Source organism: Streptococcus suis (assembly GCF_002964045.1).
GTDB classification, from domain to species: Bacteria; Bacillota; Bacilli; order Lactobacillales; family Streptococcaceae; genus Streptococcus; species Streptococcus suis_U.
On sequence record NZ_POPB01000284.1, the window covers coordinates 1 to 23,457 of the forward strand.

At 42.2% G+C, this 23,457-nt stretch carries 23 protein-coding genes; 17 read left to right on the forward strand and 6 right to left on the reverse strand.

Going from position 1 to position 23,457, the window contains the following annotated elements; all coding sequences use genetic code 11:
- Positions 1-395: 395 nt before the first annotated feature.
- Together C1E99_RS03710 and C1E99_RS03715 are read left to right on the forward strand one after the other, a co-directional pair.
- A complete protein-coding gene (locus C1E99_RS03710) occupies positions 396-1,091 on the forward strand; it encodes a colicin lysis protein (RefSeq protein WP_105206619.1) in 696 nt (231 codons plus the stop codon).
- Between the two features lie 167 nt (positions 1,092-1,258).
- Entirely contained in the window at positions 1,259-2,410 is a 1,152-nt protein-coding gene (locus C1E99_RS03715; RefSeq protein ID WP_105206620.1) for a carbohydrate-binding domain-containing protein, read from the forward strand.
- A 36-nt stretch (positions 2,411-2,446) separates the two neighbouring features.
- Here the strand turns inward: C1E99_RS03715 and C1E99_RS03720 are convergent, their stop codons facing one another.
- Positions 2,447-3,106, reverse strand: coding sequence for a trimeric intracellular cation channel family protein (locus tag C1E99_RS03720; protein WP_105206621.1), 660 nt, complete (start codon positions 3,104-3,106; stop codon positions 2,447-2,449).
- A 229-nt stretch (positions 3,107-3,335) separates the two neighbouring features.
- On the opposite strand from C1E99_RS03720, the gene C1E99_RS03725 reads away from it, so the two are divergent.
- The 8 genes from C1E99_RS03725 to rpsR all read left to right on the forward strand — a co-directional run bounded on the left by C1E99_RS03725 (position 3,336) and on the right by rpsR (position 11,611).
- Complete coding sequence (locus C1E99_RS03725) at positions 3,336-4,304, forward strand: thiamine pyrophosphate-dependent dehydrogenase E1 component subunit alpha (RefSeq protein ID WP_002942391.1); 969 nt, start codon at positions 3,336-3,338, stop codon at positions 4,302-4,304.
- A 410-nt stretch (positions 4,305-4,714) separates the two neighbouring features.
- Positions 4,715-5,710 carry an alpha-ketoacid dehydrogenase subunit beta gene (locus tag C1E99_RS03730; RefSeq protein ID WP_024379493.1) on the forward strand — a complete coding sequence of 332 codons (996 nt, stop codon included), beginning with the start codon at positions 4,715-4,717 and terminating at the stop codon, positions 5,708-5,710.
- 228 nt (positions 5,711-5,938) lie between these two features.
- Complete coding sequence (locus tag C1E99_RS03735; protein WP_024377944.1) at positions 5,939-7,324, forward strand: dihydrolipoamide acetyltransferase; 1,386 nt, start codon at positions 5,939-5,941, stop codon at positions 7,322-7,324.
- 197 nt (positions 7,325-7,521) lie between these two features.
- A complete protein-coding gene (lpdA, locus tag C1E99_RS03740) occupies positions 7,522-9,282 on the forward strand; it encodes a dihydrolipoyl dehydrogenase (RefSeq protein ID WP_105206622.1) in 1,761 nt (586 codons plus the stop codon).
- Between the two features lie 100 nt (positions 9,283-9,382).
- Positions 9,383-10,372: a lipoate--protein ligase gene (locus C1E99_RS03745; RefSeq protein ID WP_105206623.1), complete on the forward strand. Its 990-nt coding sequence runs from the start codon at positions 9,383-9,385 to the stop codon at positions 10,370-10,372.
- Positions 10,373-10,543: 171 nt separating this feature from the next.
- Complete coding sequence (rpsF, locus tag C1E99_RS03750) at positions 10,544-10,834, forward strand: 30S ribosomal protein S6 (protein ID WP_002942403.1); 291 nt, start codon at positions 10,544-10,546, stop codon at positions 10,832-10,834.
- Positions 10,835-10,845: 11 nt separating this feature from the next.
- Positions 10,846-11,340 (forward strand): single-stranded DNA-binding protein, encoded by a 495-nt coding sequence (locus C1E99_RS03755; RefSeq protein ID WP_105206624.1) that lies wholly within the window; start codon positions 10,846-10,848, stop codon positions 11,338-11,340.
- A 31-nt stretch (positions 11,341-11,371) separates the two neighbouring features.
- The gene (rpsR, locus tag C1E99_RS03760) at positions 11,372-11,611 is read left to right on the forward strand and encodes a 30S ribosomal protein S18 (protein WP_002939250.1); all 240 of its coding nucleotides are present in this window, start codon (positions 11,372-11,374) and stop codon (positions 11,609-11,611) included.
- A 763-nt stretch (positions 11,612-12,374) separates the two neighbouring features.
- Here rpsR and C1E99_RS03765 read toward each other — a convergent pair.
- Positions 12,375-13,031 (reverse strand): DUF1129 domain-containing protein, encoded by a 657-nt coding sequence (locus C1E99_RS03765; protein WP_105206625.1) that lies wholly within the window; start codon positions 13,029-13,031, stop codon positions 12,375-12,377.
- A gap of 15 nt (positions 13,032-13,046) precedes the next feature.
- The gene (locus C1E99_RS03770; RefSeq protein ID WP_105206626.1) at positions 13,047-13,991 is read right to left on the reverse strand and encodes a magnesium transporter CorA family protein; all 945 of its coding nucleotides are present in this window, start codon (positions 13,989-13,991) and stop codon (positions 13,047-13,049) included.
- Between the two features lie 405 nt (positions 13,992-14,396).
- Between C1E99_RS03770 and uvrA the strand changes: the two genes are divergently transcribed.
- Entirely contained in the window at positions 14,397-17,222 is a 2,826-nt protein-coding gene (uvrA, locus tag C1E99_RS03780; RefSeq protein WP_105206628.1) for an excinuclease ABC subunit UvrA, read from the forward strand.
- Positions 17,223-17,251: 29 nt separating this feature from the next.
- Here uvrA and C1E99_RS14935 read toward each other — a convergent pair whose 3' ends face one another.
- Complete coding sequence (locus C1E99_RS14935) at positions 17,252-17,425, reverse strand: YlcI/YnfO family protein (protein WP_002942417.1); 174 nt, start codon at positions 17,423-17,425, stop codon at positions 17,252-17,254.
- A gap of 89 nt (positions 17,426-17,514) precedes the next feature.
- Between C1E99_RS14935 and C1E99_RS03785 the strand changes: the two genes are divergently transcribed.
- From C1E99_RS03785 to nusB, 6 genes are all read left to right on the forward strand, one after another.
- Positions 17,515-18,006, forward strand: coding sequence for a hypothetical protein (locus C1E99_RS03785; RefSeq protein WP_161951143.1), 492 nt, complete (start codon positions 17,515-17,517; stop codon positions 18,004-18,006).
- A gap of 21 nt (positions 18,007-18,027) precedes the next feature.
- Positions 18,028-18,402, forward strand: coding sequence for a DUF4839 domain-containing protein (locus C1E99_RS03790; protein WP_153060155.1), 375 nt, complete (start codon positions 18,028-18,030; stop codon positions 18,400-18,402).
- An 83-nt stretch (positions 18,403-18,485) separates the two neighbouring features.
- The gene (locus C1E99_RS03795) at positions 18,486-19,547 is read left to right on the forward strand and encodes a M24 family metallopeptidase (protein WP_105206630.1); all 1,062 of its coding nucleotides are present in this window, start codon (positions 18,486-18,488) and stop codon (positions 19,545-19,547) included.
- Positions 19,548-19,610: 63 nt separating this feature from the next.
- Positions 19,611-20,168 (forward strand): elongation factor P, encoded by a 558-nt coding sequence (gene efp / locus C1E99_RS03800; RefSeq protein WP_029998462.1) that lies wholly within the window; start codon positions 19,611-19,613, stop codon positions 20,166-20,168.
- A gap of 27 nt (positions 20,169-20,195) precedes the next feature.
- Positions 20,196-20,588 (forward strand): Asp23/Gls24 family envelope stress response protein, encoded by a 393-nt coding sequence (locus tag C1E99_RS03805; RefSeq protein ID WP_099832911.1) that lies wholly within the window; start codon positions 20,196-20,198, stop codon positions 20,586-20,588.
- Positions 20,578-20,997, forward strand: a complete 420-nt coding sequence (gene nusB / locus C1E99_RS03810) for a transcription antitermination factor NusB (RefSeq protein WP_105206631.1) — start codon at positions 20,578-20,580, stop codon at positions 20,995-20,997. Before C1E99_RS03805 ends, nusB begins: the two co-directional genes overlap by 11 nt.
- 69 nt (positions 20,998-21,066) lie before the next feature.
- On the opposite strand, the gene C1E99_RS03815 is transcribed toward nusB, so the two are convergent.
- Both C1E99_RS03815 and C1E99_RS03820 read right to left on the reverse strand, forming a co-directional pair.
- Positions 21,067-22,032 (reverse strand): LacI family DNA-binding transcriptional regulator, encoded by a 966-nt coding sequence (locus tag C1E99_RS03815; RefSeq protein ID WP_105206632.1) that lies wholly within the window; start codon positions 22,030-22,032, stop codon positions 21,067-21,069.
- The coding region (locus C1E99_RS03820; RefSeq protein ID WP_105206633.1) for a sucrose-6-phosphate hydrolase at positions 22,013-23,457 on the reverse strand (1,445 nt) is incomplete at its 5' end. The genes C1E99_RS03815 and C1E99_RS03820, both read right to left, overlap by 20 nt.

Sequence of the window (23,457 nt, forward strand, 5' to 3'; positions counted from 1 at the left end):
TGGTCATAGTGCAGTACCTTATCCAAAATCGTTTCCATTACTTCATGGTTGATAGATTGGAAGAATGTGACTTCCACTTTTCCGAGACGAATTTTCATCAGAATATCGTTTCTGCCTTTCTTCTCAAAGTGTCTAGATTGGGGAACAGTCAATGGGACGATGGGCTGTGACATAATAAATCCTCCAGTTTTGTTTTTCTAACAGTATACTGGAGGAGGGAGTGAGTAGATAGATACCTTGTTATTGGGCGGTTACAATATACTTGAACAAGGATGGAGATTTTCTGAAAGTTTGTATAATGTTCTCCTGGATACTATTTATACAATCGTGTAAACGTGTACAAAAATCAATAAAGATGGTATACTTAGATAAAAGAGAAAGTGGAGGGGAATCATATGAAAAGAATTCTTACCAATTTGATTTTGGTGTCGACAATTGTTTTGCTAGCTGCTTGTCAATCAAATCAGACAAAAGAAGTAGGTAGTTCAAGTTCGTCTACTAGTAGTACAGTTCAAACTTCAACAAGCTCAAGTCAGGAAACTTCAACTAGTACAGAAACTTCATCTAGTTCCGAGGTACAGACTGATACTTCATCGACGCTTGCTCAAGCGGTACCTACTATTTATCAGTCAGTTATTGAGCGCTATCAAGCAAACCTTGGTCAAGCGACAGAAGCAATAAATCAAGATGAAGTAAGTAGTTACTTAGCTCTACCAACTAGTCAAGGACAGGAGTACAGCGGAGCCTATTATAGCCTATACGATATTGACCAAGATGGCAAAGAGGAGTTGCTTATAGCCTTAAATAGATTGGATGAGTATGTGCTCATTGATCTCTATACTCAGCTTTCAGGTAATAGTTTACGTTTGGTGGATAGTTTCCGAAATATTGGGATTGATATTGGTCCGGACGCTCTACTTCGTCCCTTACAGGATGGAACCTATTTGTTTGAAGGGAACGGCATATACCGTATTTATCAATTCAATGCGATGATTCCGGGCTTGAAACAAATTTCTGAATCAGATACGAACCCTGAAACGTCACCATTACTTGATTTGACAAGTTTAACTTGGACAAAGTTAGATAAATAAGTAGAAACAAAGGCTGGTTTTCCAGTCTTTTTTGATGGGATATTTAAAAATTACTTTAAGTTTTCTTTTGGCAATCTTTAATCTTTCTTTCAGGTTTGACAGGTAAACTAAGAGCATATCAGGAAGGCAAATAGAACTTCCTAAAGAAAGAAAAGGAATTAAACATTATGAAAACAAATCTAAAAAAACTTCTCTACTCTGGTGTAACACTTATGAGTCTTGGTGTCTTAGCAGCATGTTCTTCAACTTCTAGTTCAACTACAACATCAAGTTCGGTAACGACTAGCCAATCATCAACTACATCAAGTAACTCAACGTCATCTGATTCAAGTTCTTCATCGATTGACTGGTCAGCTCTTCCAACAACAGAAGTGACATTGTCAAATGATGGCTTGAAAATTACAGAGGGTGGTACCTACATTTTGACAGGTTCAACAACTGCAGGTGTGACGGTTGAAACAGATGCCAATGTCCGTATTATTTTAGCTGGAGCCGACATTTCAAGTTCGGACACAGCAGCTATCAATGTTATTAGCGCAGACAACGTTGAATTGGAAATTCAAGATGGTACAAGTAATACAGTAAAAGATACCAGCAATCACTCAGATACAAACATCGAAGGAGCCATCCACGTCGAAGCTGACTTGACCATTACTGGTAATGGTAACTTGACAGTTGAAGGTAATTTCCAAGATGGTATTGTTTCAACAGATGATTTAGTAATCAATGCAGGAAATATCACAGTGACAGCAGTTGATGATGGTATTCGTGGTAAAGATTCATTGACAATCAATGGCGGAACAATCAATGTAACTGCAGGTGGTGATGGTATTAAGTCAACCAATGATACAGATACGACAAAAGGTTACACAACTATTACAGGTGGTGAAATCACTGTTAAAGCAGGCGATGATGGTATCAAAGCAGAAACTGCATTGACAATCGATGGTGGTACTATTACAGTATCAGAATCACTAGAAGCCCTTGAGGGAACCAATATTACCATCAATGGTGGTACCTTGGATGTTTACGGTTCAGATGACGCCATTAACGCAGCAAGCACAACTTCATCAGACATCTTTATCAAGGTGACAGGTGGTGACTTGAAAGTTGCAGTGGGTAGCGGTGATACAGATGCCTTTGATGCCAATGGTGACATCTACATCTCTGGCGGTACCATTGATGTAACCGCACCAACATCAGCCTTCGACTTCGATGGTACAGTTGAATTCACAGGTGGTACAGTAACCGTTAACGGTGAACAAATTACTCAAATCACTGCGACAGGACCAGGTGCTGGTGGTCACGGTGGCTGGTAAGCCGATAAAATAAGAAAAGGTCTGAGTTTTACCTACTCAGGCCTTTCTTTTATGTTCCATATTGGGAAGATTGATTTTATATTTTATAACAAGTAAACGAATCATCAAGCTGATTGCGAAAATGCTGATAAAGGTTGGAATTTGTGGCAATTTCCAATTTACAACGCAAAGATGATAAAGGATTCCAGAGAAGAGTGCAAGAACAGCATAGACATCTTCTTTGAGAACGATAGGCGTTTCATTAACAAGCATATCGCGCGCTATTCCTCCTCCGACACCAGTCAGTGCTGCTAAAATTCCGCTTGTCATCGCATTTAAATCAAGTGAAACACCTGTACTGGCTCCGATTAGAGAAAAAATTGCCAATCCAATTGCATCGAAGACTAGATTAGTCTTGGTTAGAAATAGGATTTTCTTTTTATCGAGGGGCTTATCCTGTTTTACATTGATGACTATAATGTACAGAATGATGGCTACTCCTATAGAAAGATAGGCAGCCTTTGGATCGGTTAGTGCAGTTGGTATGCGATTGGCCATGATGTCACGAATGATTCCACCTCCGACAGCAGTTATTATGCTGAGAAGGCAAATACCAAAGATATCTAGATTCTTTTTAAAACCCTTAACCGCTCCAGAAACAGCAAATGCTATTGTACCGATGTAATTGCAAATCGTAATAAATAGATCAAATTCCATAAGTACCTCCAACTATATATTAACAAAAAGGGAACTGGCTTTCAATAGTAGATGAAGTTTGTGAAAAATATTTCAAGAGTTGTTTGTAATTTATGACTAAATTGTGAAAAATCGCACTAGAATAGGCTTTTCAAGAAAATTTCTGCAAAAAGAAAACGGTTCAAAAATTTGCCATTTGTGAAAGATTAGTCTATCATAGAAAGGTAAGAGAAAACCTTTGGAGGAAATTATGGTATCTATCTCAAAAGAACAACATTTGGACATGTTCCTAAAAATGCAACAAATCCGTGATGTTGACATGAAATTGAACAAATTGGTGCGTCGTGGCTTCGTACAAGGTATGACTCACTTCTCAGTTGGTGAAGAAGCTGCAGCCGTTGGACCAATCGCTGGTTTGACAGAGCAAGACATCATCTTCTCACACCACCGTGGTCACGGTCACGTTATTGCAAAAGGTATTGATATCAACGGTATGATGGCAGAGCTTGCTGGTAAAGCAACAGGTACATCTAAAGGCCGTGGTGGTTCTATGCACTTGGCTAACGTTGAAAAAGGAAACTTTGGTTCAAACGGTATCGTAGGTGGTGGTTACGCCCTTGCGGTGGGTGCAGCCCTTACGCAACAATACCTTGGTACAGATAATATCGTTATCGCCTTCTCAGGTGATTCAGCTACTAACGAAGGTTCCTTCCATGAGTCAATGAACTTGGCAGCTGTTTGGAACTTGCCAGTTATCTTCTTTATCACTAACAACCGTTACGGTATTTCAACTGACATTTCTTATTCTACTAAGATTCCTCACCTCTACCAACGTGCTGCTGCATACGGTATGCCAGGTCACTATGTTGAAGATGGAAACGACGTGATTGCCGTTTATGAGAAAATGCAAGAAGTTATCGAATACGTTCGTGCAGGTAACGGTCCAGCCATGGTCGAAGTTGAATCATACCGCTGGTTTGGTCACTCAACTGCTGACGCAGGTGTTTACCGTACAAAAGAAGAAGTTAACGAGTGGAAAGCAAAAGACCCACTTAAGAAATACCGCAAATATTTGACAGAAAACAAGATTGCGACTGACGAAGAATTGGATGCCATCGAAGCACAAGTGGCAGAACAAGTAGAAGCATCTGTGAAATTCGCACAAGAAAGCCCAGATCCAGACATCTCAGTAGCTTATGAGGATGTGTTTGTAGATTAAGTAACGAGAACGTTAAAAGGACACAGCGAAAATAGGAAATCAGCCAAGGAAATTGGGATTTCCTGCTGATTTATCTTTTTCGCACAGTCCTTAGTTCGAGTACAATTCTAAGTTGTGAAGACGTTAAAGAGGCACAGAAAAATTAGGGAGTCAGCTAGTGATGCGGACATCACTAATGGCTCATCTATTTTTCCAAGCCTCTAGTCTGAACCCAACTATTAACGTAAGAAGTTTGACTAAGCTCTAAAGAGCAAGTCAAACTAGGGTAGTTCATCAAGGTAGACTACCTATTTAAGTTCGAGTACAATTCTAAGGTGTCTTAAGCCGGGATAATAAACAATTACATCGTGGGAATTGTTTGGTTTTCCTTGGTACAGTATAGATAAATTGATATAAATTAGGAGTAAAAAATGGCTGAAACAAAAGTAATGGCCTTGCGTGAAGCGATTAACTTGGCTCAAAGCGAAGAAATGCGTAAGGATGAAAAAGTATTCTTGATGGGTGAAGACGTCGGTATCTACGGCGGTGACTTCGGTACATCTGTTGGTATGTTGGACGAATTCGGTCCAAAACGCGTTCGCGACACGCCTATCTCTGAGGCTGCAATCGCTGGTTCTGCGGTTGGTGCGGCTCAAACAGGTCTTCGTCCAATCGTTGACTTGACTTTCATGGACTTCATCACAATTGCCCTTGATGCGATTGTTAACCAAGCTGCCAAAACAAACTACATGTTTGGTGGTGGTTTGAAGACACCTGTAACCTTCCGTGTAGCATCAGGTTCTGGTATCGGTTCTGCTGCCCAGCACTCACAATCTCTTGAAGCTTGGTTGACGCACATCCCAGGTATCAAGGTTGTCGCACCTGGTACAGCTAACGATGCAAAAGGTCTTTTGAAATCATCTATCCTTGATAACAACCCAGTTATCTTCTTGGAGCCAAAAGCTCTTTACGGTAAAAAAGAAGAAGTGAATTTGGACCCAGATTTCTACATTCCACTTGGTAAAGGTGAAATCAAACGTGAGGGTACTGATGTAACCATTATTTCATACGGTCGTATGTTGGAACGTGCCTTGAAAGCGGCTGAAGAAGTAGCTGCAGAAGGCATCAGCGTAGAAGTGGTTGACCCACGTACCCTTATCCCATTGGATAAAGAATTGATCATCGAATCTGTGAAGAAAACTGGTAAGGTTATCTTGGTCAACGATGCTTATAAAACAGGTGGTTTCATCGGTGAAATCGCATCGATCATCACAGAAAGCGAAGCCTTTGACTACTTGGATGCACCAATCATCCGTATCGCTTCAGACGATGTACCAGTTCCTTACGCAAACATTCTTGAAAACGCAGTGTTGCCAAACGTAGAGAAAATCAAAGCGGCAATCTACAAGCAAGTAAACAGAGGTTAATCCACAACGGAAGGACGGGCAACCGTCCAGTCCCTGTTTGAAAGAATGCAGCCAGAACTTGAACTGACTAGGGAATAAGTCTGGTTTGTTGGTAACGTAAGAAACTGAAAGAAAGGATTAGAACACGAACTAAATGCTCGGAATTTAGATAGTCCGCCTTGGATGTGAAGCATCCTGCGTTGGACTCCTAAAATACGGTCGCATTTGGACGTTCTTTGTATCATAATTATGGCTATTGAAATCATTATGCCTAAGCTCGGTGTGGACATGCAAGAAGGTGAAATCATCGAGTGGAAAAAACAAGAGGGCGATTTCGTCAATGAAGGCGACGTCATCTTGGAAATGATGTCTGACAAGACCAGCATGGAGCTGGAAGCAGAAGAGTCAGGCGTCCTATTGAAAATTGTTCATGGAAACGGTGCTACTGTTCCCGTAACAGAAGTTATTGCCTACTTGGGTGCTGAAGGTGAGACAGTTGAAGCAGGAGCTTCATCTGCTCCAGTTGCTCCTGCTGCAGCAATCGAAGAAGTGCCTGCAGGTCGTACACCTGTAATCGTTGCTCCTGCAGCGGCTGCCAAACCTCAAGGTGGTGGCAAGGTTCGTGCGACTCCTGCAGCACGTAAATTGGCGCGTGAGCTTGGAATTGACTTGGGTCTTGTTCCAGGAACAGGTGCTAACGGCCGTGTCCACAAGGTTGACGTTGAAGACTTCAAGGGAGCAGCTCCAAAAGCAACTCCGCTTGCAGCCCGTATCGCAGCAGACCAAGGTGTTGACTTGTCAACCCTTACAGGTTCAGGTGTCAATGGTAAGATTGTTAAGGATGACGTTCTTGCAGTACTTGCTCCTGCAGCTGTAGAAACTGTTGCACCAGCTCCAAAAGCTGAAGAGAAACCAGCTAAAGAATTGCCAGAAGGTGTTGAAATCATCAAGATGAGCCCAATGCGTAAGGCAATTTCAAAAGGTATGGTCAACTCTTACTTGACAGCTCCAACCTTTACGCTTAACTACGATATCGACATGACTAACCTCATTGCACTTCGTAAGCAAGTCCTTGAGCCTATCATGAACAAGACTGGTTTGAAAGTAACCTTTACAGATTTGATCGGTCTTGCGGTAACTCGTACGCTGATGAAAGAAGAGCACCGCTACCTCAATGCATCTTTGATTAACGATGCACAGGAAATCGAGTTGCACAAGTTTGTCAACCTTGGTATCGCGGTAGGTTTGGATGAAGGATTGGTTGTGCCAGTTGTTCACGGTGCAGATAAGATGAGCTTGTCTGACTTCGTGGTGGCTTCGAAAGATGTCATCAAGAAGGCTCAATCTGGTAAGTTGAAGGGTGCTGAAATGTCAGGTTCAACCTTCTCTATCACCAACTTGGGTATGTTTGGTACTAAAACCTTTAACCCAATCATCAACCAACCAAACTCAGCAATCCTTGGTGTAGCAGCAACTGTTCAAACACCAGTTGTCATCGACGGCGAAATCAAAATCCGTCCAATCATGGCACTCTGCTTGACCATTGACCACCGTATCGTTGACGGTATGAATGGTGCTAAGTTCATGGTTGACTTGAAGAACTTGCTGGAAAACCCATTGGAATTGTTGATCTGATAAAGTTTTGTTGGTCAAAAATAAAGGAATATAGATTTCTGAATAGAAAATAAAGAAAGGGAATAAGAGCGAGAGAATTTTAGCAATTGAACCCGAGCGGAAAGCTCGGAAAAATAGATAAATCGTTTAGAAAATCAGGATTTTCTACGATTTCCTAATTTTTCAGTCGCTTTCTCTTCGCTCTTGGTATCTTAACTATGGCAATTGAAATTATTATGCCGAAACTTGGTGTAGATATGCAAGAAGGCGAAATCATCGAGTGGAAAAAACAAGAGGGTGATTTTGTCAACGAAGGTGATGTTATCCTGGAGATGATGTCAGACAAGACAAGTATGGAATTGGAAGCGGAAGAATCAGGTGTTCTTTTGAAAATCGTTCACGGTAACGGTGCAACAGTTCCTGTAACAGAAGTTATTGCTTACCTTGGTGCAGAAGGTGAAACTGTTGAAGTGGGTGCTGCACCTGCTCCAGCTGAGGTTGCTCAAGCAACTGCTGATTTGAAAGCAGCTGGTTTGGAAGTGCCCGCAGCTCCTGCCGCAGCACCACAAGCTCCTAAGGTTGAATTGGCAGCTGACGAGTATGACATGGTTGTTGTCGGTGGTGGTCCTGCTGGTTACTACGCAGCTATTCGTGGTGCTCAATTGGGCGGTAAAATCGCTATCGTTGAGAAATCAGAATTTGGCGGTACCTGCTTGAACAAGGGTTGTATCCCAACTAAGACTTACCTCAAAAACGCTGAAATCCTTGACGGCTTGAAGATTGCGGCTGAGCGTGGTATCAACCTTGCTTCAACAAACTACACCGTTGATATGGACAAGACAGTTGACTTCAAGAACAAGGTTGTGAAGACCTTGACAGGCGGTGTAGCAGGTCTCTTGAAAGCCAATAAAGTAACCATCTTCAACGGTCTTGGTCAAGTAAACCCTGACAAGACTGTTGTTATCGGCGATAAGGTTATCAAAGGTCGCAGCATCGTTCTTGCAACAGGTTCGAAAGTATCACGCATCAATATTCCAGGTATCGATTCTAAGTTGGTATTGACTTCTGATGATATCCTTGACTTGCGTGAAATTCCTAAGTCACTCACTGTTATGGGTGGTGGCGTAGTCGGCGTAGAACTTGGTTTGGTTTACGCATCATACGGCACAGAAGTAACAGTTGTTGAGATGGCAGACCGTATCATTCCAGGTATGGACCGCGAAGTGTCTGTTGAATTGCAAAAAGTCCTTTCTAAGAAAGGTATGAAATTCTTGACATCTGTTGGTGTATCTGAAATCGTCGAAGCCAACAACCAATTGACAATCAAGTTGAACGACGGCTCAGAAATCGTTTCTGAAAAAGCCCTTCTTTCAATCGGTCGTGTACCACAATTGGCTGGCCTTGAAAATCTTAACCTTGAACTAGACCGCGGTCGTATCAAGGTCAACGAGTACCAAGAAACTTCTATCCCAGGTATCTACGCACCAGGTGATGTCAACGGTACCAAGATGTTGGCACACGCTGCTTACCGTATGGGTGAAGTGGCAGCTGAAAATGCCATCCACGGCAACCACCATAAGGCTAAATTGGACTTCACACCAGCAGCGGTTTACACACACCCAGAAATCGCTATGGTTGGTTTGACAGAAGACCAAGCAATCGAGAAATACGGTAAAGAAAACATCCTTATCGGTCGCAACAGCTTCACTGGTAACGGTCGTGCAATCGCTTCTAACGAAGCACATGGTTTCGTAAAAGTTATCGCTGAGAAGAAATACCATGAAATCCTTGGTGTTCATATCATCGGTCCAGTTGCAGCTGAAATGATCAACGAAGCAGCAACTATCATGGAATCTGAGTTGACAGTTGATGACGTGGCAGCATCCATCCACGGTCACCCAACCTTCTCGGAAGTGATGTACGAAGCCTTCCTAGATGTGCTTGGTGTGGCGATTCACAACCCACCAAAACGTAAATAATAAGAGCGTCTAAAATACAGTAGAGAGACAAGTCTTTGGGCTTGTCTTTTGTTATCGTTTCCACTATAATAAAAATTAGTTAACAATAAAGGAGTTTTGCATGAAATACATCGTAAACAACAGCAATGACCCAGCTTATAACATTGCCCTCGAAGCCTATGCCTTCAAGGAATTAACAGATATTGACGAAATTTTTATTCTCTGGATCAATGAGCCTGCCATCATTATCGGTAAGCATCAGAATGCCATTGAAGAAATCAACAAGGAATTCACAGACGAAAAGGGCATCCATGTTGTTCGCCGTCTGTCAGGTGGTGGCGCTGTCTATCACGACCTCAACAACCTCAACTATACTATTATCTCTAACAAGGCAGACGAGGGAGCTTTTGACTTCAAAACCTTCTCCAAGCCTGTAATTGATACCCTTGCGACCCTAGGTGTAGAAGCCAACTTTACTGGCCGTAATGACCTGGAAATCGATGGCAAGAAAATCTGTGGCAATGCCCAAGCCTATGCTAAAGGGCGCATGATGCACCACGGTTGTCTGCTTTTTGATGTGGATATGTCAGTCTTGGCAAGTGCCCTCAAGGTCAGCAAGGACAAGATTGAGTCCAAGGGTGTTAAGTCAGTCCGTGCCCGTGTGACCAACATCAACAACGAATTGCCAGAGAAGATGACTGTTCTGGAGTTCAAGGACGCCATTCTCAACCAGATGAAGCAAGAATATCCAGACATGGATGAGTATGTCTTGTCAGAAGATGACTTGGCTCGTATCCAAGAAATCCGTGATACCCAGTTTGCGACTTGGGATTGGACCTACGGTCAAACACCAGAATACACTGTGGAGCGCAGCGTTCGTTACCCAGCTGGTAAAATCACGACCTACATCAAGGCTGAGAAATCGGTTATCGAGTCCATCAAGATTTACGGTGACTTCTTCGGTATCGGCGATGTGTCTGATATTGAAAACCTACTAGTCGGCACCCGCTATGAATACACAGATGTCCTTGCTAAGTTACAAGAAATCGACACAACTCACTATTTCTCACGCATGACAACAGAAGAAGTAGCAAAAGCGATTGTGGCATAATCTATTTGGCTATCCATGAACTTGGATAGTCTTTTCTTTCGTGAAATTGTTTTCAGTAAGCCCTTTTTACTTGCACATTTTCTATATTATGGTATAATTATTTTCTGTGAGTATCCCTCACTTACTCGTGGCTAGACCATGAGTCATTAGACCAAAAGGAGGAACATATCAATGGCTAAATACGAAATTCTTTATATTATTCGTCCAAACATTGAAGAAGAAGCTAAAAACGCTTTGGTAGCACGCTTTGACTCTATCTTGACTGACAACGGTGCAACTATCGTTGAATCAAAAGCATGGGAAAAACGTCGCCTTGCATACGAAATCAAAGATTTCCGCGAAGGTTTGTACCACATCGTTAACGTTGAAGCTAACAACGATGAAGCTCTTAAAGAGTTTGACCGTTTGTCAAAAATCAACGGCGACATTCTTCGTCACATGATTGTCAAACTTGACGCGTAAGAAGGTAGTTTATGATTAATAATGTAGTATTGGTTGGTCGTATGACCCGTGATGCAGAACTTCGTTATACTCCGTCTAACCAAGCTGTTGCGACTTTTACTTTGGCGGTTAACCGCAATTTTAAAAATCAAAACGGAGAGCGTGAAGCGGACTTTATCAACGTAGTCATTTGGCGTCAACAAGCTGAGAATTTGGCGAATTGGGCTAAGAAAGGTGCTCTGATTGGTGTTACAGGTCGTATCCAGACTCGTAGCTATGACAATCAGCAAGGGCAACGTGTCTACGTTACTGAGGTAGTTGCAGAAAGTTTCCAACTCTTGGAAAGCCGTACTGCCCGTGAAGGTCAAGGTGGTGCTTATTCAGCTGGCAATTCATTTGCTAGTGGAAATGACTATAACTCACCTTATCAAGCACCTGCACAATCTACACCTAACTTCGCTAGAGAAGAAAGTCCATTTGGAGCAAGTAATCCAATGGATATATCAGACGATGACCTACCATTCTAGGTCTGAAATAATAATATAAAGGAGAACACACATGGCTCAACAACGTCGTGGCGGTTTCAAACGCCGTAAAAAAGTTGACTATATCGCAGCTAACAAAATTGAATATGTTGATTACAAAGATACTGAGCTTCTTAGCCGTTTCATTTCTGAACGTGGAAAAATCCTTCCACGCCGTGTAACTGGAACTTCAGCTAAAAACCAACGTAAAGTAACAACAGCTATCAAACGTGCTCGCGTAATGGCATTGCTACCATTCGTAAACGAAGATTAAAAAAATGGTCCAGTGGACCATTTTTTCTTGCGCTCTGGAAATGTGAAAAGCGCAATAACAGTATGGACTGTTTTTTCATGAGCTCGGAAATTTGAAGGTGAATTGAGACCCTGACGGGTCTTTTTAGCTTGTGCCCTAGAAACTGGAAAGGCGCAATAACAGTATGGACTGCTTTTTAACGAACTTGAAAATGAGAAAGCGAGTAATGGTCTGGTGGATTGAAACAGTCTGGGGATAGACTGTTTCAACCCGAGCCAAGAAAAAATAAAGCGAGTTACAGTCTGTGGATAGACTGTTTCAACCCGAGCCAAGAAAAAATAAAGCGAGGTACAGTCTGGGGATAGACTGTTTCAACCCGAGCTAAGAAACGAAAAAGCGAGTTACAGTCTGGAGATAGACTGTTTCAACCCGAGCCAAGAAATACTAAAGCGAGTTACAGTTTGTGGATAGACTGTTTCAACCCGAGCCAAGAAACGAAAAAGCGAGTTACAGTTTGTGGATAGACTGTTTCAACCCGAGCCAAGAAACGAAAAAGCGAGTTACAGTCTGTGGATAGACTGTTTCAACCCGAGCCAAGAAATACCAAATCGAGGTCCAGTCTGTGGATAGACTGTTTCAACTCGAGCCAAAAAAAAATAAAGCGAGTTACAGTCTGGGGATAAACTGTGTCAACGGCTTGTTTAGAATACGAAAGTATATTGAGGCTTCAGATTATTGTATAGATAAACAAAAGCGACTGGAATATTCCAATCGCTTTGTTTAATTATTGAACTGGGGACATAGCATTACGAATGTTATATTTCTTTTTCAAGAGGTAGCGTGCACCGAAAGCTGCTGCTCCGATAAGAATTGTAACAAGTGGTGGTAGAACTGGGTTTAGAGCTGTTGGAATCAATGCTGCCAAGAGAAATACAAGTGACCATGCCAACGTAGCAAGTCCAAGAAAAGCGATAGCTTTCAGCAATTTAGGACGTTGTCCAGTTTTAATTTGTTCTCTGTAAACGAAATGGTACATCAAGTACATACCAGCACCAACGCCGAAACCGATGACTAGGAGCGTTACTAAGCCATATTGTGCTCCTTGCCCAAAAAGATTCATCAAACCGTTAATCGCTGCGATTATTGCAAGCATGAAGAGGCTTGAGTCCAACCACATTAACCATGGATTTTCATTGTATTCGATTTGTTCCTTCTTTTCTTGTTCAGAAACAGTTTTGCTAGCGGCCCATTCACTTGGTGCACCATAGAGATTGCGGGCAGTCACGCCAGTTTTTTGCTTTTCAATAATAGTAGGCAAGATTTCTTCCAATAGTTCTTTGATTTCACTATCAGTCTTACCATCTTTGATTAATTGGTTGGTAGCAATGTGAATGAATTCTTGATTTTTTTTAGTTAATCCATTAATTTCTGTAAATGACATGTAAATCTCCTTAGGTTAAAACCATCTCTTACGAATGAAGTAGAAGGTGAGTGATAAGCTGATTGCAAAGGCGAAAAGAATAATCCACCAAAATGCATAGGGAATATCGTTAAAAGGAATAACGTTGTCCTTAAAGTTCATACCGTATGCGGAGAAGACCATGGTTGGGATAGATAGAACGATAGTCACCAATGCCAAGGTTTTCATGATGGTATTTTGGTTGTTGGAAATGATAGATGCAAAGGCATGGGTCATCGAATTCAGGATGGAACCATAGATATCTGCCATCTCAATGGCCTGTTGGGTTTCGACCAAGGTATCTTCTAGCAAATCTTCGTCTTCTTCGTATTTTCGAAGGAGACGAGAAGAACTAGCCAACTTTTTGACCAACCGTTCGTTGGTTTTAAGGGAAGCCTTGAAGTAGACGATGGTTTTTTCCAATTCCATGAGGACAATCAATTCTTCGTTTCGAGTTGCTTCATGAAGTTGTTTCTCGATTTCTTCACTCTTTCTGTCAATGGTTCGCAGGGCTGACAGGTAAAGTTGCGCATTGCGGTAGAGAATTTGGAAAACAAATCGAGACTTCATAAAAGTATAAAAATTACGCAATCTCCGATGGATAAATTGATCAAAAAGGGGCAATGGTTCCAAGCAAGTAGTGATAATTGCGTCCTCCGTCAAGATAATACCAAGCGGAATGGTAATATAGTAAGTTTTATTGTTTCGCTCTTCAAGAATCGGAACGTCGACCAGAATCAAAGTATAGTCCTCTTCAACCGTAATACGAGAAGACTCTTCCGCATCGAGCGGTGCTCGTAAGTCGGCGATGTCAATCTTATAGTGTTCAGCTACTTCCATTGACTCGCTCTGGGAGGGATTGACCAAATTGATCCAAGCCCCAGGTTCAAAGGTTTGGATTTCTTCTAAATCAGTCATGGTTGATAGAAAAATCTGTTTCATATGACGCCCTCCTTTTGCAATTGTTTCGTTAACGCAACTTCTATTATACCAAAAAAAGCACTGTTTCGGAAAGGTTTTATGCAGAAATGTGTTATAATATGAAGACATTTAAGTGAGTAAGTTGTACGGACTTTTCTTATCTCTCATGTTACAACTTAGAGACTCTTAAGAAAGGAATTAAACACGGGCTAAACGCTACGTGAAAAAGACAAATCCTCCTAGAGCGTTAACGCTCTTCGTCGAATTTCCTAGTTTCACCTTGCGTTTTACGGGCTTTGTATCTTTAGAAAGGAATTGAACACGGGCTAAATGTAGTGTCAAAAAGATAAACTTCCTTGTGTCTTTCAGACACAGCGTTAGTTTCCTATTTTGACTGTGCATTTGACGCCCTCTGTATCTTAAATTATGCAAGAAAATATTGTGATCCACGGGGCGCGTGCCCATAATTTGAAAAATATTGATGTGACCATTCCGCGGGAGAAGTTGGTGGTGGTGACTGGTTTGTCGGGGTCAGGTAAGTCGAGTTTGGCTTTTGATACTCTGTATGCCGAAGGTCAACGTCGCTACGTAGAGTCTTTGTCTGCCTATGCTCGTCAGTTCTTGGGCAACATGGACAAACCTGATGTGGATTCCATAGAGGGTCTCAGCCCTGCTATTTCCATTGACCAAAAAACCACGTCGCGGAATCCGCGTTCGACAGTCGGGACGGCAACGGAAATCAACGACTATCTCCGCCTGCTCTATGCTCGGGTCGGGGTGCCCTACTGTATCAATGGGCACGGTGCAATTGCGGCTTCTTCGGTGGAGCAGATTGTCGATGAGGTCTTGGAATTGCCAGAACGTCAGCGTTTGCAAATCCTAGCTCCGATTGTGCGGAAGAAAAAGGGGCAGCACAAGACTATTTTTGAGAAAGTCCAGAAGGACGGCTATGTTCGGGTGCGGGTCAATGGTGATGTCTATGATGTGTCGGAAGTGCCTGAGTTGTCCAAGAGCAAGGCTCACAATATCGAAGTCGTAGTCGACCGAATTGTCATCAAAGAAGGCATTCGCTCGCGGCTCTTCGATTCTATCGAAGCTGCCCTGCGGATTGCGGACGGCTATGTCATCATTGACACCATGGATGAGAAGGAACTGCTGTTCTCTGAGTACTATGCCTGTCCAGTTTGTGGCTTTACGGTGCCAGAGTTGGAGCCTCGTCTTTTCTCTTTCAATGCTCCTTTTGGGTCTTGTAGCGACTGTGACGGTTTGGGCATGAAGCTGGAAGTGGATACAGATTTGATTGTCCCAGATACCAGCAAGACTTTGCGTGAGGGTGCTTTGGCTCCTTGGAATCCAATCTCTTCCAACTACTATCCTCAGATGCTGGAGCAGGCTATGAACCACTTTGGCGTGGATATGGACAAGCCTTTTGAGGAATTGACGGAAGAGGAGAAAAACCTGATTTTCAACGGTTCTGACGGGAAGGAATTCCATTTCCATTATGAAAATGAGTTTGGTGGGGTGCGTGATATTGACATTCCATTCGAGGGCTTGATTACCAACATTAACCGCCGCTACCGTGAAACCAATAGTGATTACACGCGGACAGTCATGAAGGCTTATATGAATGAATTGACCTGTGGAACCTGCCACGGCTACCGCCTCAATGACCAAGCTTTGTCTGTTAAAGTCGGTGGTGAGAAAGGACTTCATATCGGGCAGCTGTCTGACTTGTCCGTAGCGGATCATTTGCAAGTGATTGAAAATCTGACCTTATCTGAAAATGAAGCCACTATTGCGACACCGATTGTCAAGGAAATCAAGGACCGCCTGTCCTTCCTTAATAATGTTGGTCTCAATTATCTGACCCTTTCACGAGCTGCGGGTACGCTTTCTGGTGGTGAGAGTCAGCGGATTCGTCTGGCGACTCAGATTGGTTCCAACCTGTCCGGTGTTCTTTACATCTTGGATGAGCCGTCGATTGGCCTGCACCAGCGGGACAATGACCGCCTCATTGCTAGTCTTAAGAAAATGCGTGATTTGGGTAATACCTTGATTGTGGTAGAACACGATGAGGACACCATGCGGGAGGCGGACTGGTTGATTGATATCGGTCCAGGTGCGGGTGTCTTCGGTGGAGAAATCGTTGCTTCTGGAACGCCTGCCCAAGTTGCCAAAAACAAGAAATCCATTACAGGCCAGTACCTGTCTGGCAAACGTGAAATTCCGGTACCTCTCGAACGCCGTGTTGGAAATGGTCGTTTCCTGAAGGTAACAGGTGCCAAGGAAAACAACCTGCAAGATGTAACTGTCCGTTTCCCACTTGGAAAATTTGTGGCGGTGACAGGGGTATCTGGGTCTGGTAAATCAACTCTGGTCAACTCTATTTTGAAAAAAGCTATTGCTCAGAAACTCAATCGCAATTCGGACAAGCCAGGCAAGTTCAAGTCCATTTCAGGAATTGAACATTTGGACCGCCTGATTGACATAGACCAAAGCCCGATCGGACGGACACCACGTTCCAACCCAGCCACCTACACAGGTGTCTTTGACGATATTCGTGACCTCTTTGCCCAGACCAATGAAGCCAAAATCCGTGGCTACAAGAAGGGGCGTTTCTCCTTTAACGTCAAAGGTGGTCGTTGCGAAGCCTGCTCTGGTGACGGGATTATCAAGATTGAAATGCACTTCCTGCCTGATGTCTTTGTGCCTTGTGAAGTCTGTCATGGCCACCGCTACAATTCTGAAACCTTGGAAGTACACTACAAGGAGAAAAATATCGCTCAGGTCCTTGATATGACGGTTAATGATGCGGTCGAGTTCTTCAAACACATTCCAAAAATCGAACGCAAGCTCCGCACCATCCAAGATGTTGGCTTGGGTTATGTGACTTTGGGACAACCTGCAACAACCCTGTCAGGAGGTGAGGCTCAGCGGATGAAATTGGCTTCTGAACTCCACAAGCGGTCAACTGGTAAGTCTCTCTATATCTTGGACGAGCCAACGACTGGCCTACATACTGAAGACATCGCCCAGTTGCTCAAGGTCTTGGCCCGCTTTGTCGATGACGGCAACACTGTCCTTGTCATCGAGCACAATCTGGATGTGATCAAAACAGCAGACCACATTATCGACTTGGGACCAGAAGGCGGTGTCGGTGGCGGTACCGTTGTCGCGACAGGAACACCAGAAGAAGTTGCTCAAAATCCAGCCAGCTTTACAGGCCAGTATTTGAAAATGAAGTTGAAGTAAGCAAGTTAAAAAGAGCCGTCGGCTCTTTTTTACTGCTCTTTATCCATATTATTCAAAGCATAGTCGCAGGCCTGAATAACAAAGCTTGAGAAACTGACATCCTTTTTGACGATTGCTTCCTCAATTCTATCTACCAACTCTGACGGAAATCGAATGGTTTTGATTTCTGTTTCTTTTTTATCTGATTTTAATTTAAATGCCATTTATTCGCTCCTTGTTACAAGTGTATAGCGAAATAAATCAATATTAAATATTGCAAATTGTATTACAAAATGTATTACGAAAATAAATAGTGTATAGTAAACTAAACTTAGTAAAAGATAAAGGAGCACATATGTTTAAGAAATTCGTATTTTTATGTCTAGCCTGTTTTGTAAGTATTTGTTTAGTAGCCTGTGGTAGCAGTAGCGAAACAACAGATACAAATAAAATTGCAATTCCAGTGGGTTCAAGTCCGGAGGAAGCAGACTATCAGTCCGTTCAAAAACAATTAGAGGATGCCGGCTTTGAAAATGTATCAACACAGAAAATCGAAGATTTGACCTTTGGAATTTTTACTAAAGATGGAGAGATTGAAAAAGTTACTGTAAATGGTAACGAAAGTTTTTCAAAAGGAGACTTGTTTGAAAAAGATGTATCTATAACGATTCACTATCATACTTTTAAAGACTATAACAATTCTGAGGAGAGTACAGAAAGCAATGATGCAGAGAGTAGCTCAAACTTAGAAAGTTCGTCTTCTAGTTCTGAACAAGAAGCAAGTACTGAAACAAGCACTAGTTAGACAGAGCAACAAACACAGGTAATTACCCCAGATAATCCAGATTTTACCTATATTTTATCTAATCCCGATGAAGCAAAGGCCAAGGAATTTTTTGAGAAATATAAGGGGGTAATTGTCGAATTTGATGGACATGTCGCTCATGTTATGCCTCACGGAAGTTACGATACTCGCTTTGATTATTTGATTGAGGGTGGAGATTGGGTTGATGAAAACACCTCTAATTATTTTGGAGAACCAATGAAATTTGAAAATGTTAACTTTTATGATTTAAAACTTGTAGAGGATACAGATTCAGTTCAGTTGGGACAGAATCTTCATATCAAAGCTAGAATTACAGGTGTAGCTAAGTTAGGACAACTCATATTCTTAGAGCCAGTTGAGTTGCGTTCTCGTTAAAATAGGGCTACTGTCTTTTGGCAGTAGTTTTTCTTATCTAATATTTTCTGCTATAATAGTTACAAAATCTTTGGAGGTATTTTATGCAAGCGCGTTTGGAAAAATTTGAAGCAAAATTAGCCCAATCAGAAGTGGATGGGATTTTGGTAACAGGACAGAATAATATTTATTACCTAACAGGTTTTTGGGGAACAGAAGCAACTGTCTTTATCAGTGGCAAGCGCCGCTTGTTTGTGACGGATGCACGCTATACCTTGATTGCCAAGGCGACAGTGCAGGGCTTTGATATTATCGACAGCCGTTTTGCTCTTGAAGAGATTGCCAAGGTGATTAAGGAAGATGGACTTGAAAAGCTTGGTTTTGATAGCGAAGTGACCTATGGTTTCTATCAATATCTGACCAGCATTTTTGAGGGGTATCAGTTGGTCGCTATGTCAAACTTTATTGAAGACTTGCGTATGATTAAGGATGAGAAAGAAATTGCGACCATTCGTCGTGCATGTCAGATTTCGGATCAGGCTTTTATTGATGTTCTTGACTTTATCAAACCAGGTCAGACGACTGAGATGGACGTCAATCATTTTCTGGATCACCGTATGCGTCAACTCGGTGCAGAAGGGGCATCATTTGAGTTTATCGTGGCATCTGGTTACCGCTCTGCCATGCCCCACGGAAGAGCTTCAGAAAAGCTAATCCAAACTGGTGAAAGTTTGACCCTGGATTTTGGTTGTTACTACCAGCATTATGTCAGCGATATGACGCGGACTATCCATATCGGTCATGTGACAGACCAAGAGCGGGAGATTTACGATGTGGTCTTGCGTGCCAATAAGGCCCTGATTGAGCAGGCCAAAGAGGGTGTGACTTACCGTGAATTTGATGCGATTCCGCGTGAAATCATCAATGCAGCGGGTTATGGTGCCAACTTTACACACGGTATTGGCCACGGAATCGGCTTGGATATTCATGAGTATCCATATTTTGGAAAATCTGACGAAACTATCAAGGCGGGAATGGTCTTGACGGATGAGCCTGGAATTTATTTGGATGACAAATATGGTGTCCGTATCGAAGATGACCTATTGATTACGGAAAACGGTTGTGAAGTCTTGACTTTGGCTCCAAAAGAATTGATTGTTATTTGAGAAATTTGTTAGTTTGTGGTAAAATAAAACGAATAAATAAATTTTGAAGAGGTATTCAATACAATGATTGAAGCAAGTAAACTTAGAGCAGGTATGACCTTCGAAGCTGAAGGTAAATTGATTAAGGTTTTGGAAGCTAGCCACCACAAGCCAGGTAAGGGTAACACCATCATGCGTATGAAATTGCGTGATGTGCGTACAGGTTCAACGTTCGATACAACTTACCGTCCAGATGAGAAATTTGAACAAGCCATCATCGAAACAGTTCCAGCTCAATACCTTTACCAAATGGATGATACAGCATTCTTCATGAATACTGAAACTTACGACCAGTATGAAATTCCAGTAGCAACAATCAAAGAAGAATTGCTCTACATCTTGGAAAACTCAGATGTGAAAATCCAGTTCTACGGAACAGAGGTAATCGGTGTGACTGTACCAACAACTGTTGAATTGGTTGTAGCGGAAACCCAACCATCTATCAAAGGTGCTACAGTGACTGGTTCAGGTAAACCAGCTACTATGGAAACTGGTTTGGTAGTTAACGTACCAGACTTTATCGAAGCAGGTCAAAAACTTGTGATTAACACAGCTGAGGGAACTTACGTATCACGTGCCTAAGCATTTCCTCATAGGAAAGGAGACCCTATGACTACAGAATACCAAGGTGAAATTGTTATTGCACCACGCGTTCTTGAAGTGATTACAGGTATTGCAGCAGCCAAAGTCGAAGGAGTGCATTCTCTTCACAACAAGCGTGTTGCAGATACTTGGTCAAAATCATCCTTGAATAAGGGTGTCTACCTTCAAACGGATGAAGAGGGCAAAGTGACTGCTGATATTCATGTTTATCTAGAGTACGGTGTAAATGTTCCAGCTGTATCAATGGATATTCAACGAGCAGTTAAAACAGCTATTTTTAACTATGCTGAAGTTCAAGTCAATGCTGTCAATATTCATGTAAACGGCATTGTTCCTGATAAAACACCAAAACCAGCATTGAAAGACTTGTTCGGAGAGGATTTCCTTGATGAAGAATAATAGACATGCCTTGCGTAAGTGTGCTTTGCAGGCAATCGTATCACTCGAATTCGGTCAAGAACCTGTCCAAGCAGCTCAATTTTCCTATCTGTATGATCGAGATGATGAGCAAGACGGCATTGAAATTCCACTTTTCCTCCTCAATCTTGTCAATGGTGTAGCAGATTATCGTGAGGAATTGGACAAGGACTTGTCTAGCCGACTAAAAGCAGGTTGGACTTTGGAACGTTTGACCTTGATTGATAAAAATATCATGCGTTTGGGTCTTTTTGAAATTTTGCATTTCGAAGAAACTCCAGACCGAGTTGCTGTCAATGAGGCTATCGAACTAGCCAAAGAATTCTCAGATGAATCCTCAGCCAAATTTATCAATGGTGTTTTGAGCAAATTTATAAAAGAAGAAGCCTAAGTGGTTTCTCCTTTTATTTTTTACCAAACAAAAAGAACAGTACCCGACCGATGTCAAGTACTGTTCTTTTTATATACTGCCTCCTGCTAGTAGGGATACTGGCAAGATATAGTTATGTTTGCTTAATTCCTGACCTTCAATTTTGTCAATCAATAAATCAACCATTAGTTTTGCAATTTCATCTAGGGGTTGCTTAATCGTTGTCAATTGAGGATAGTAGTTTTCAATAAAGTGGGTCCCATCATAGCCAATCAGTTTAAGATCTTGTGGAATGGACAGATTGAGTGAACGTGCCACATTCCAGACCAACATAGCAGTAGCATCACCTGACACGAAAATACCATCTGGTTGATGTTTTTCAATAATCGTACGGATTTCCATTTCTTTTCTAACGGGGGAGAAATCACTGGAAACGTGGTAGACTATCGTATCTGGAAGAATGGAGAGAAATCCTAGTTGCCGTAGCCCAGTTGGGGAATTTGAATCGTCATTACCAGAAATCATAATAGGTCGCTGGCAACCAGCCTTTTTTAATGTTTTGGCAGCAAGTACACCGCCAGCATGGTTGTCAGATGAAACGACAGGGATTGTCGGTGATAAATTGCGGTCGAAGGCGATGATAGGAGCAGAGACACGGTCATAATCTTTAATACCTAAGTTGTGGCTACCAGAGATAATGCCATCCACTTGGTTGGCTGCCAACATTTCCAGATATTCTCTTTCCTTTTCGGATTCGTGCTGGCTATTGCAAATAATGGTTTTATAACCTCGGTTGAAGAGCTGGCTTTCGAGATGACTGATTAATTCGGCATAAAAGATATTGTTGATAGTTGGGAAAATCAAGCCAACCAGTTTAGCTGACTTTCCTTGCAAGCTACGAGCTAAGTTATTAGGTTTGTAGCCTAATTCTCGCATAGCTTCCTCAACCTTGCGAACTGTTTTTTCCGATAAATAGCCTTTTTTATTGATGACACGAGAAACCGTTGTCGGACTAACTCCGGCTAACTGTGCGACATCAGTTAGTTTTGCGACCATAATCTAAATGGTAGTAAGTTCCAGCAGGGCTTCCGGTAGTGATGGCAATTCCATTTTGATCTGCATCAGGGAAGACACGTCCAGAAAATACTTTTTCTCCTTTATTGATGAAAATTTCAAAGACAGACTTGTCGATGAAAATATTGGCAGTAAGCGCTCCAGACTCAATATCACAAGCGCGACTTGTGCCAAATTCAAGAGCAAATGGCTGACCACAATGTTCGCGATCCAATGTAATCTGTCCATTTTCTGTATCAACAGTCAAGACTAGACCTTTATTGTCTTGGTTTGCAAATAGTACGATTTCATGCTTAGTATCTGCTGAAAAATCAAGTTCCAATTCATAAACGTTGTTGGTTTCTTTTTGGTTTGAAAATGGCTGAGCTTCTTTGCGAAGGCTGGTGATGGCTTCAACTGGGAATTGGTAAAGTTTGCCGTCCTTGATAGTCAATTCTTTAACCAGTGACAGGCAACCTTGGTAATCATAGGCATCAGTTGGGTATTCTACATCAGGAAGGGCCAACCAGCTGACTGATAAAGTGCGACCATCAGGAGCGTTAAAGGCTTGGGTTGCGTAGCACTCAAAACCATAGTCTAAATTGATAAGTTCACCTGGCTTTACAATCGTTGCTGATTCAGGATCAAAACTTTGGCCAATCTTGTACATGTTTGGATAAATATTGCCGTAATCCAAAACGTCCTTGTCCAAACCTTGAGGGCAATAAAGAAGAATTGGTTGTTCACCGACAAAGGCAATGTTTGGACATTCCATCATATAAGCGGTCATATCATTGGCAAAATCCAGGTCACCAACCAAGGTCCAGTTGAGGTAGTCATTGTTTTCAGCCTTATAGAGCTTAACAATACCTTTCTGGTCTAAGTTTTGTCCACCAACGATGGCGTAGTATTGGCCCTTATAGTTGAAGATTTGCGGATCACGGAAGTGGTCGGTTGTATCCTCTGGTTGATCAATCAAAATCTTATCAATTTTTTCAATCTTGCCGTCCTTGTCCATTAAGGCACCGATTTGGTAAGGATGGCGGACCCAATTTTCATCACGGACATTTCCTGTATAGAAGAGGAAGAGCTTGTCACCAAATTCCATGGCAGATCCAGAGTAGGCACCGTGGCTATCAAGTGGTGTATCTGGGTACATAACTGTCCCAGTCTCTTCAAAATGGACCAAATCCGTTGATTCTGTATGGACCCAAGATTTTAATCCGTGCGCAGCACCGAATGGGAAGTATTGGAAAAAGAGGGTCCATTTTCCATTAAAATATGAAAATCCATTCGGGTCATTCAAAAGACCGTATGGTGTTTCAATGTGGAAGTTGGTTCTCCAAGGGGAACTCTCTGTGTTCTTTTTGATTTTTTCAATGTATTCTGGCGACCAGTCAGCATAAGCTCGGTAGCGCTCTTCAGTGG

Excerpts from the sequence above, each read along its gene's own strand:
- uvrA (WP_105206628.1), top strand. The coding sequence starts at position 14,397 with ATGCAAGAAAATATTGTGATCCACGGGGCGCGTGCCCATAATTTGAAA.
- nusB (WP_105206631.1), top strand. The coding sequence starts at position 20,578 with ATGAAGAATAATAGACATGCCTTGCGTAAGTGTGCTTTGCAGGCAATC.
- C1E99_RS03770 (WP_105206626.1), bottom strand. The coding sequence starts at position 13,991 with ATGAAACAGATTTTTCTATCAACCATGACTGATTTAGAAGAAATCCAA.
- C1E99_RS03710 (WP_105206619.1), top strand. The coding sequence starts at position 396 with ATGAAAAGAATTCTTACCAATTTGATTTTGGTGTCGACAATTGTTTTG.
- C1E99_RS14935 (WP_002942417.1), bottom strand. The coding sequence starts at position 17,425 with ATGGCATTTAAATTAAAATCAGATAAAAAAGAAACAGAAATCAAAACC.
- C1E99_RS03720 (WP_105206621.1), bottom strand. The coding sequence starts at position 3,106 with ATGGAATTTGATCTATTTATTACGATTTGCAATTACATCGGTACAATA.
- lpdA (WP_105206622.1), top strand. The coding sequence starts at position 7,522 with ATGGCAATTGAAATTATTATGCCGAAACTTGGTGTAGATATGCAAGAA.
- C1E99_RS03735 (WP_024377944.1), top strand. The coding sequence starts at position 5,939 with ATGGCTATTGAAATCATTATGCCTAAGCTCGGTGTGGACATGCAAGAA.
- C1E99_RS03805 (WP_099832911.1), top strand. The coding sequence starts at position 20,196 with ATGACTACAGAATACCAAGGTGAAATTGTTATTGCACCACGCGTTCTT.
- C1E99_RS03725 (WP_002942391.1), top strand. The coding sequence starts at position 3,336 with ATGGTATCTATCTCAAAAGAACAACATTTGGACATGTTCCTAAAAATG.
- efp (WP_029998462.1), top strand. The coding sequence starts at position 19,611 with ATGATTGAAGCAAGTAAACTTAGAGCAGGTATGACCTTCGAAGCTGAA.
- C1E99_RS03755 (WP_105206624.1), top strand. The coding sequence starts at position 10,846 with ATGATTAATAATGTAGTATTGGTTGGTCGTATGACCCGTGATGCAGAA.
- C1E99_RS03745 (WP_105206623.1), top strand. The coding sequence starts at position 9,383 with ATGAAATACATCGTAAACAACAGCAATGACCCAGCTTATAACATTGCC.
- C1E99_RS03730 (WP_024379493.1), top strand. The coding sequence starts at position 4,715 with ATGGCTGAAACAAAAGTAATGGCCTTGCGTGAAGCGATTAACTTGGCT.
- rpsR (WP_002939250.1), top strand. The coding sequence starts at position 11,372 with ATGGCTCAACAACGTCGTGGCGGTTTCAAACGCCGTAAAAAAGTTGAC.
- C1E99_RS03715 (WP_105206620.1), top strand. The coding sequence starts at position 1,259 with ATGAAAACAAATCTAAAAAAACTTCTCTACTCTGGTGTAACACTTATG.
- C1E99_RS03815 (WP_105206632.1), bottom strand. The coding sequence starts at position 22,032 with ATGGTCGCAAAACTAACTGATGTCGCACAGTTAGCCGGAGTTAGTCCG.
- C1E99_RS03795 (WP_105206630.1), top strand. The coding sequence starts at position 18,486 with ATGCAAGCGCGTTTGGAAAAATTTGAAGCAAAATTAGCCCAATCAGAA.
- rpsF (WP_002942403.1), top strand. The coding sequence starts at position 10,544 with ATGGCTAAATACGAAATTCTTTATATTATTCGTCCAAACATTGAAGAA.
- C1E99_RS03765 (WP_105206625.1), bottom strand. The coding sequence starts at position 13,031 with ATGTCATTTACAGAAATTAATGGATTAACTAAAAAAAATCAAGAATTC.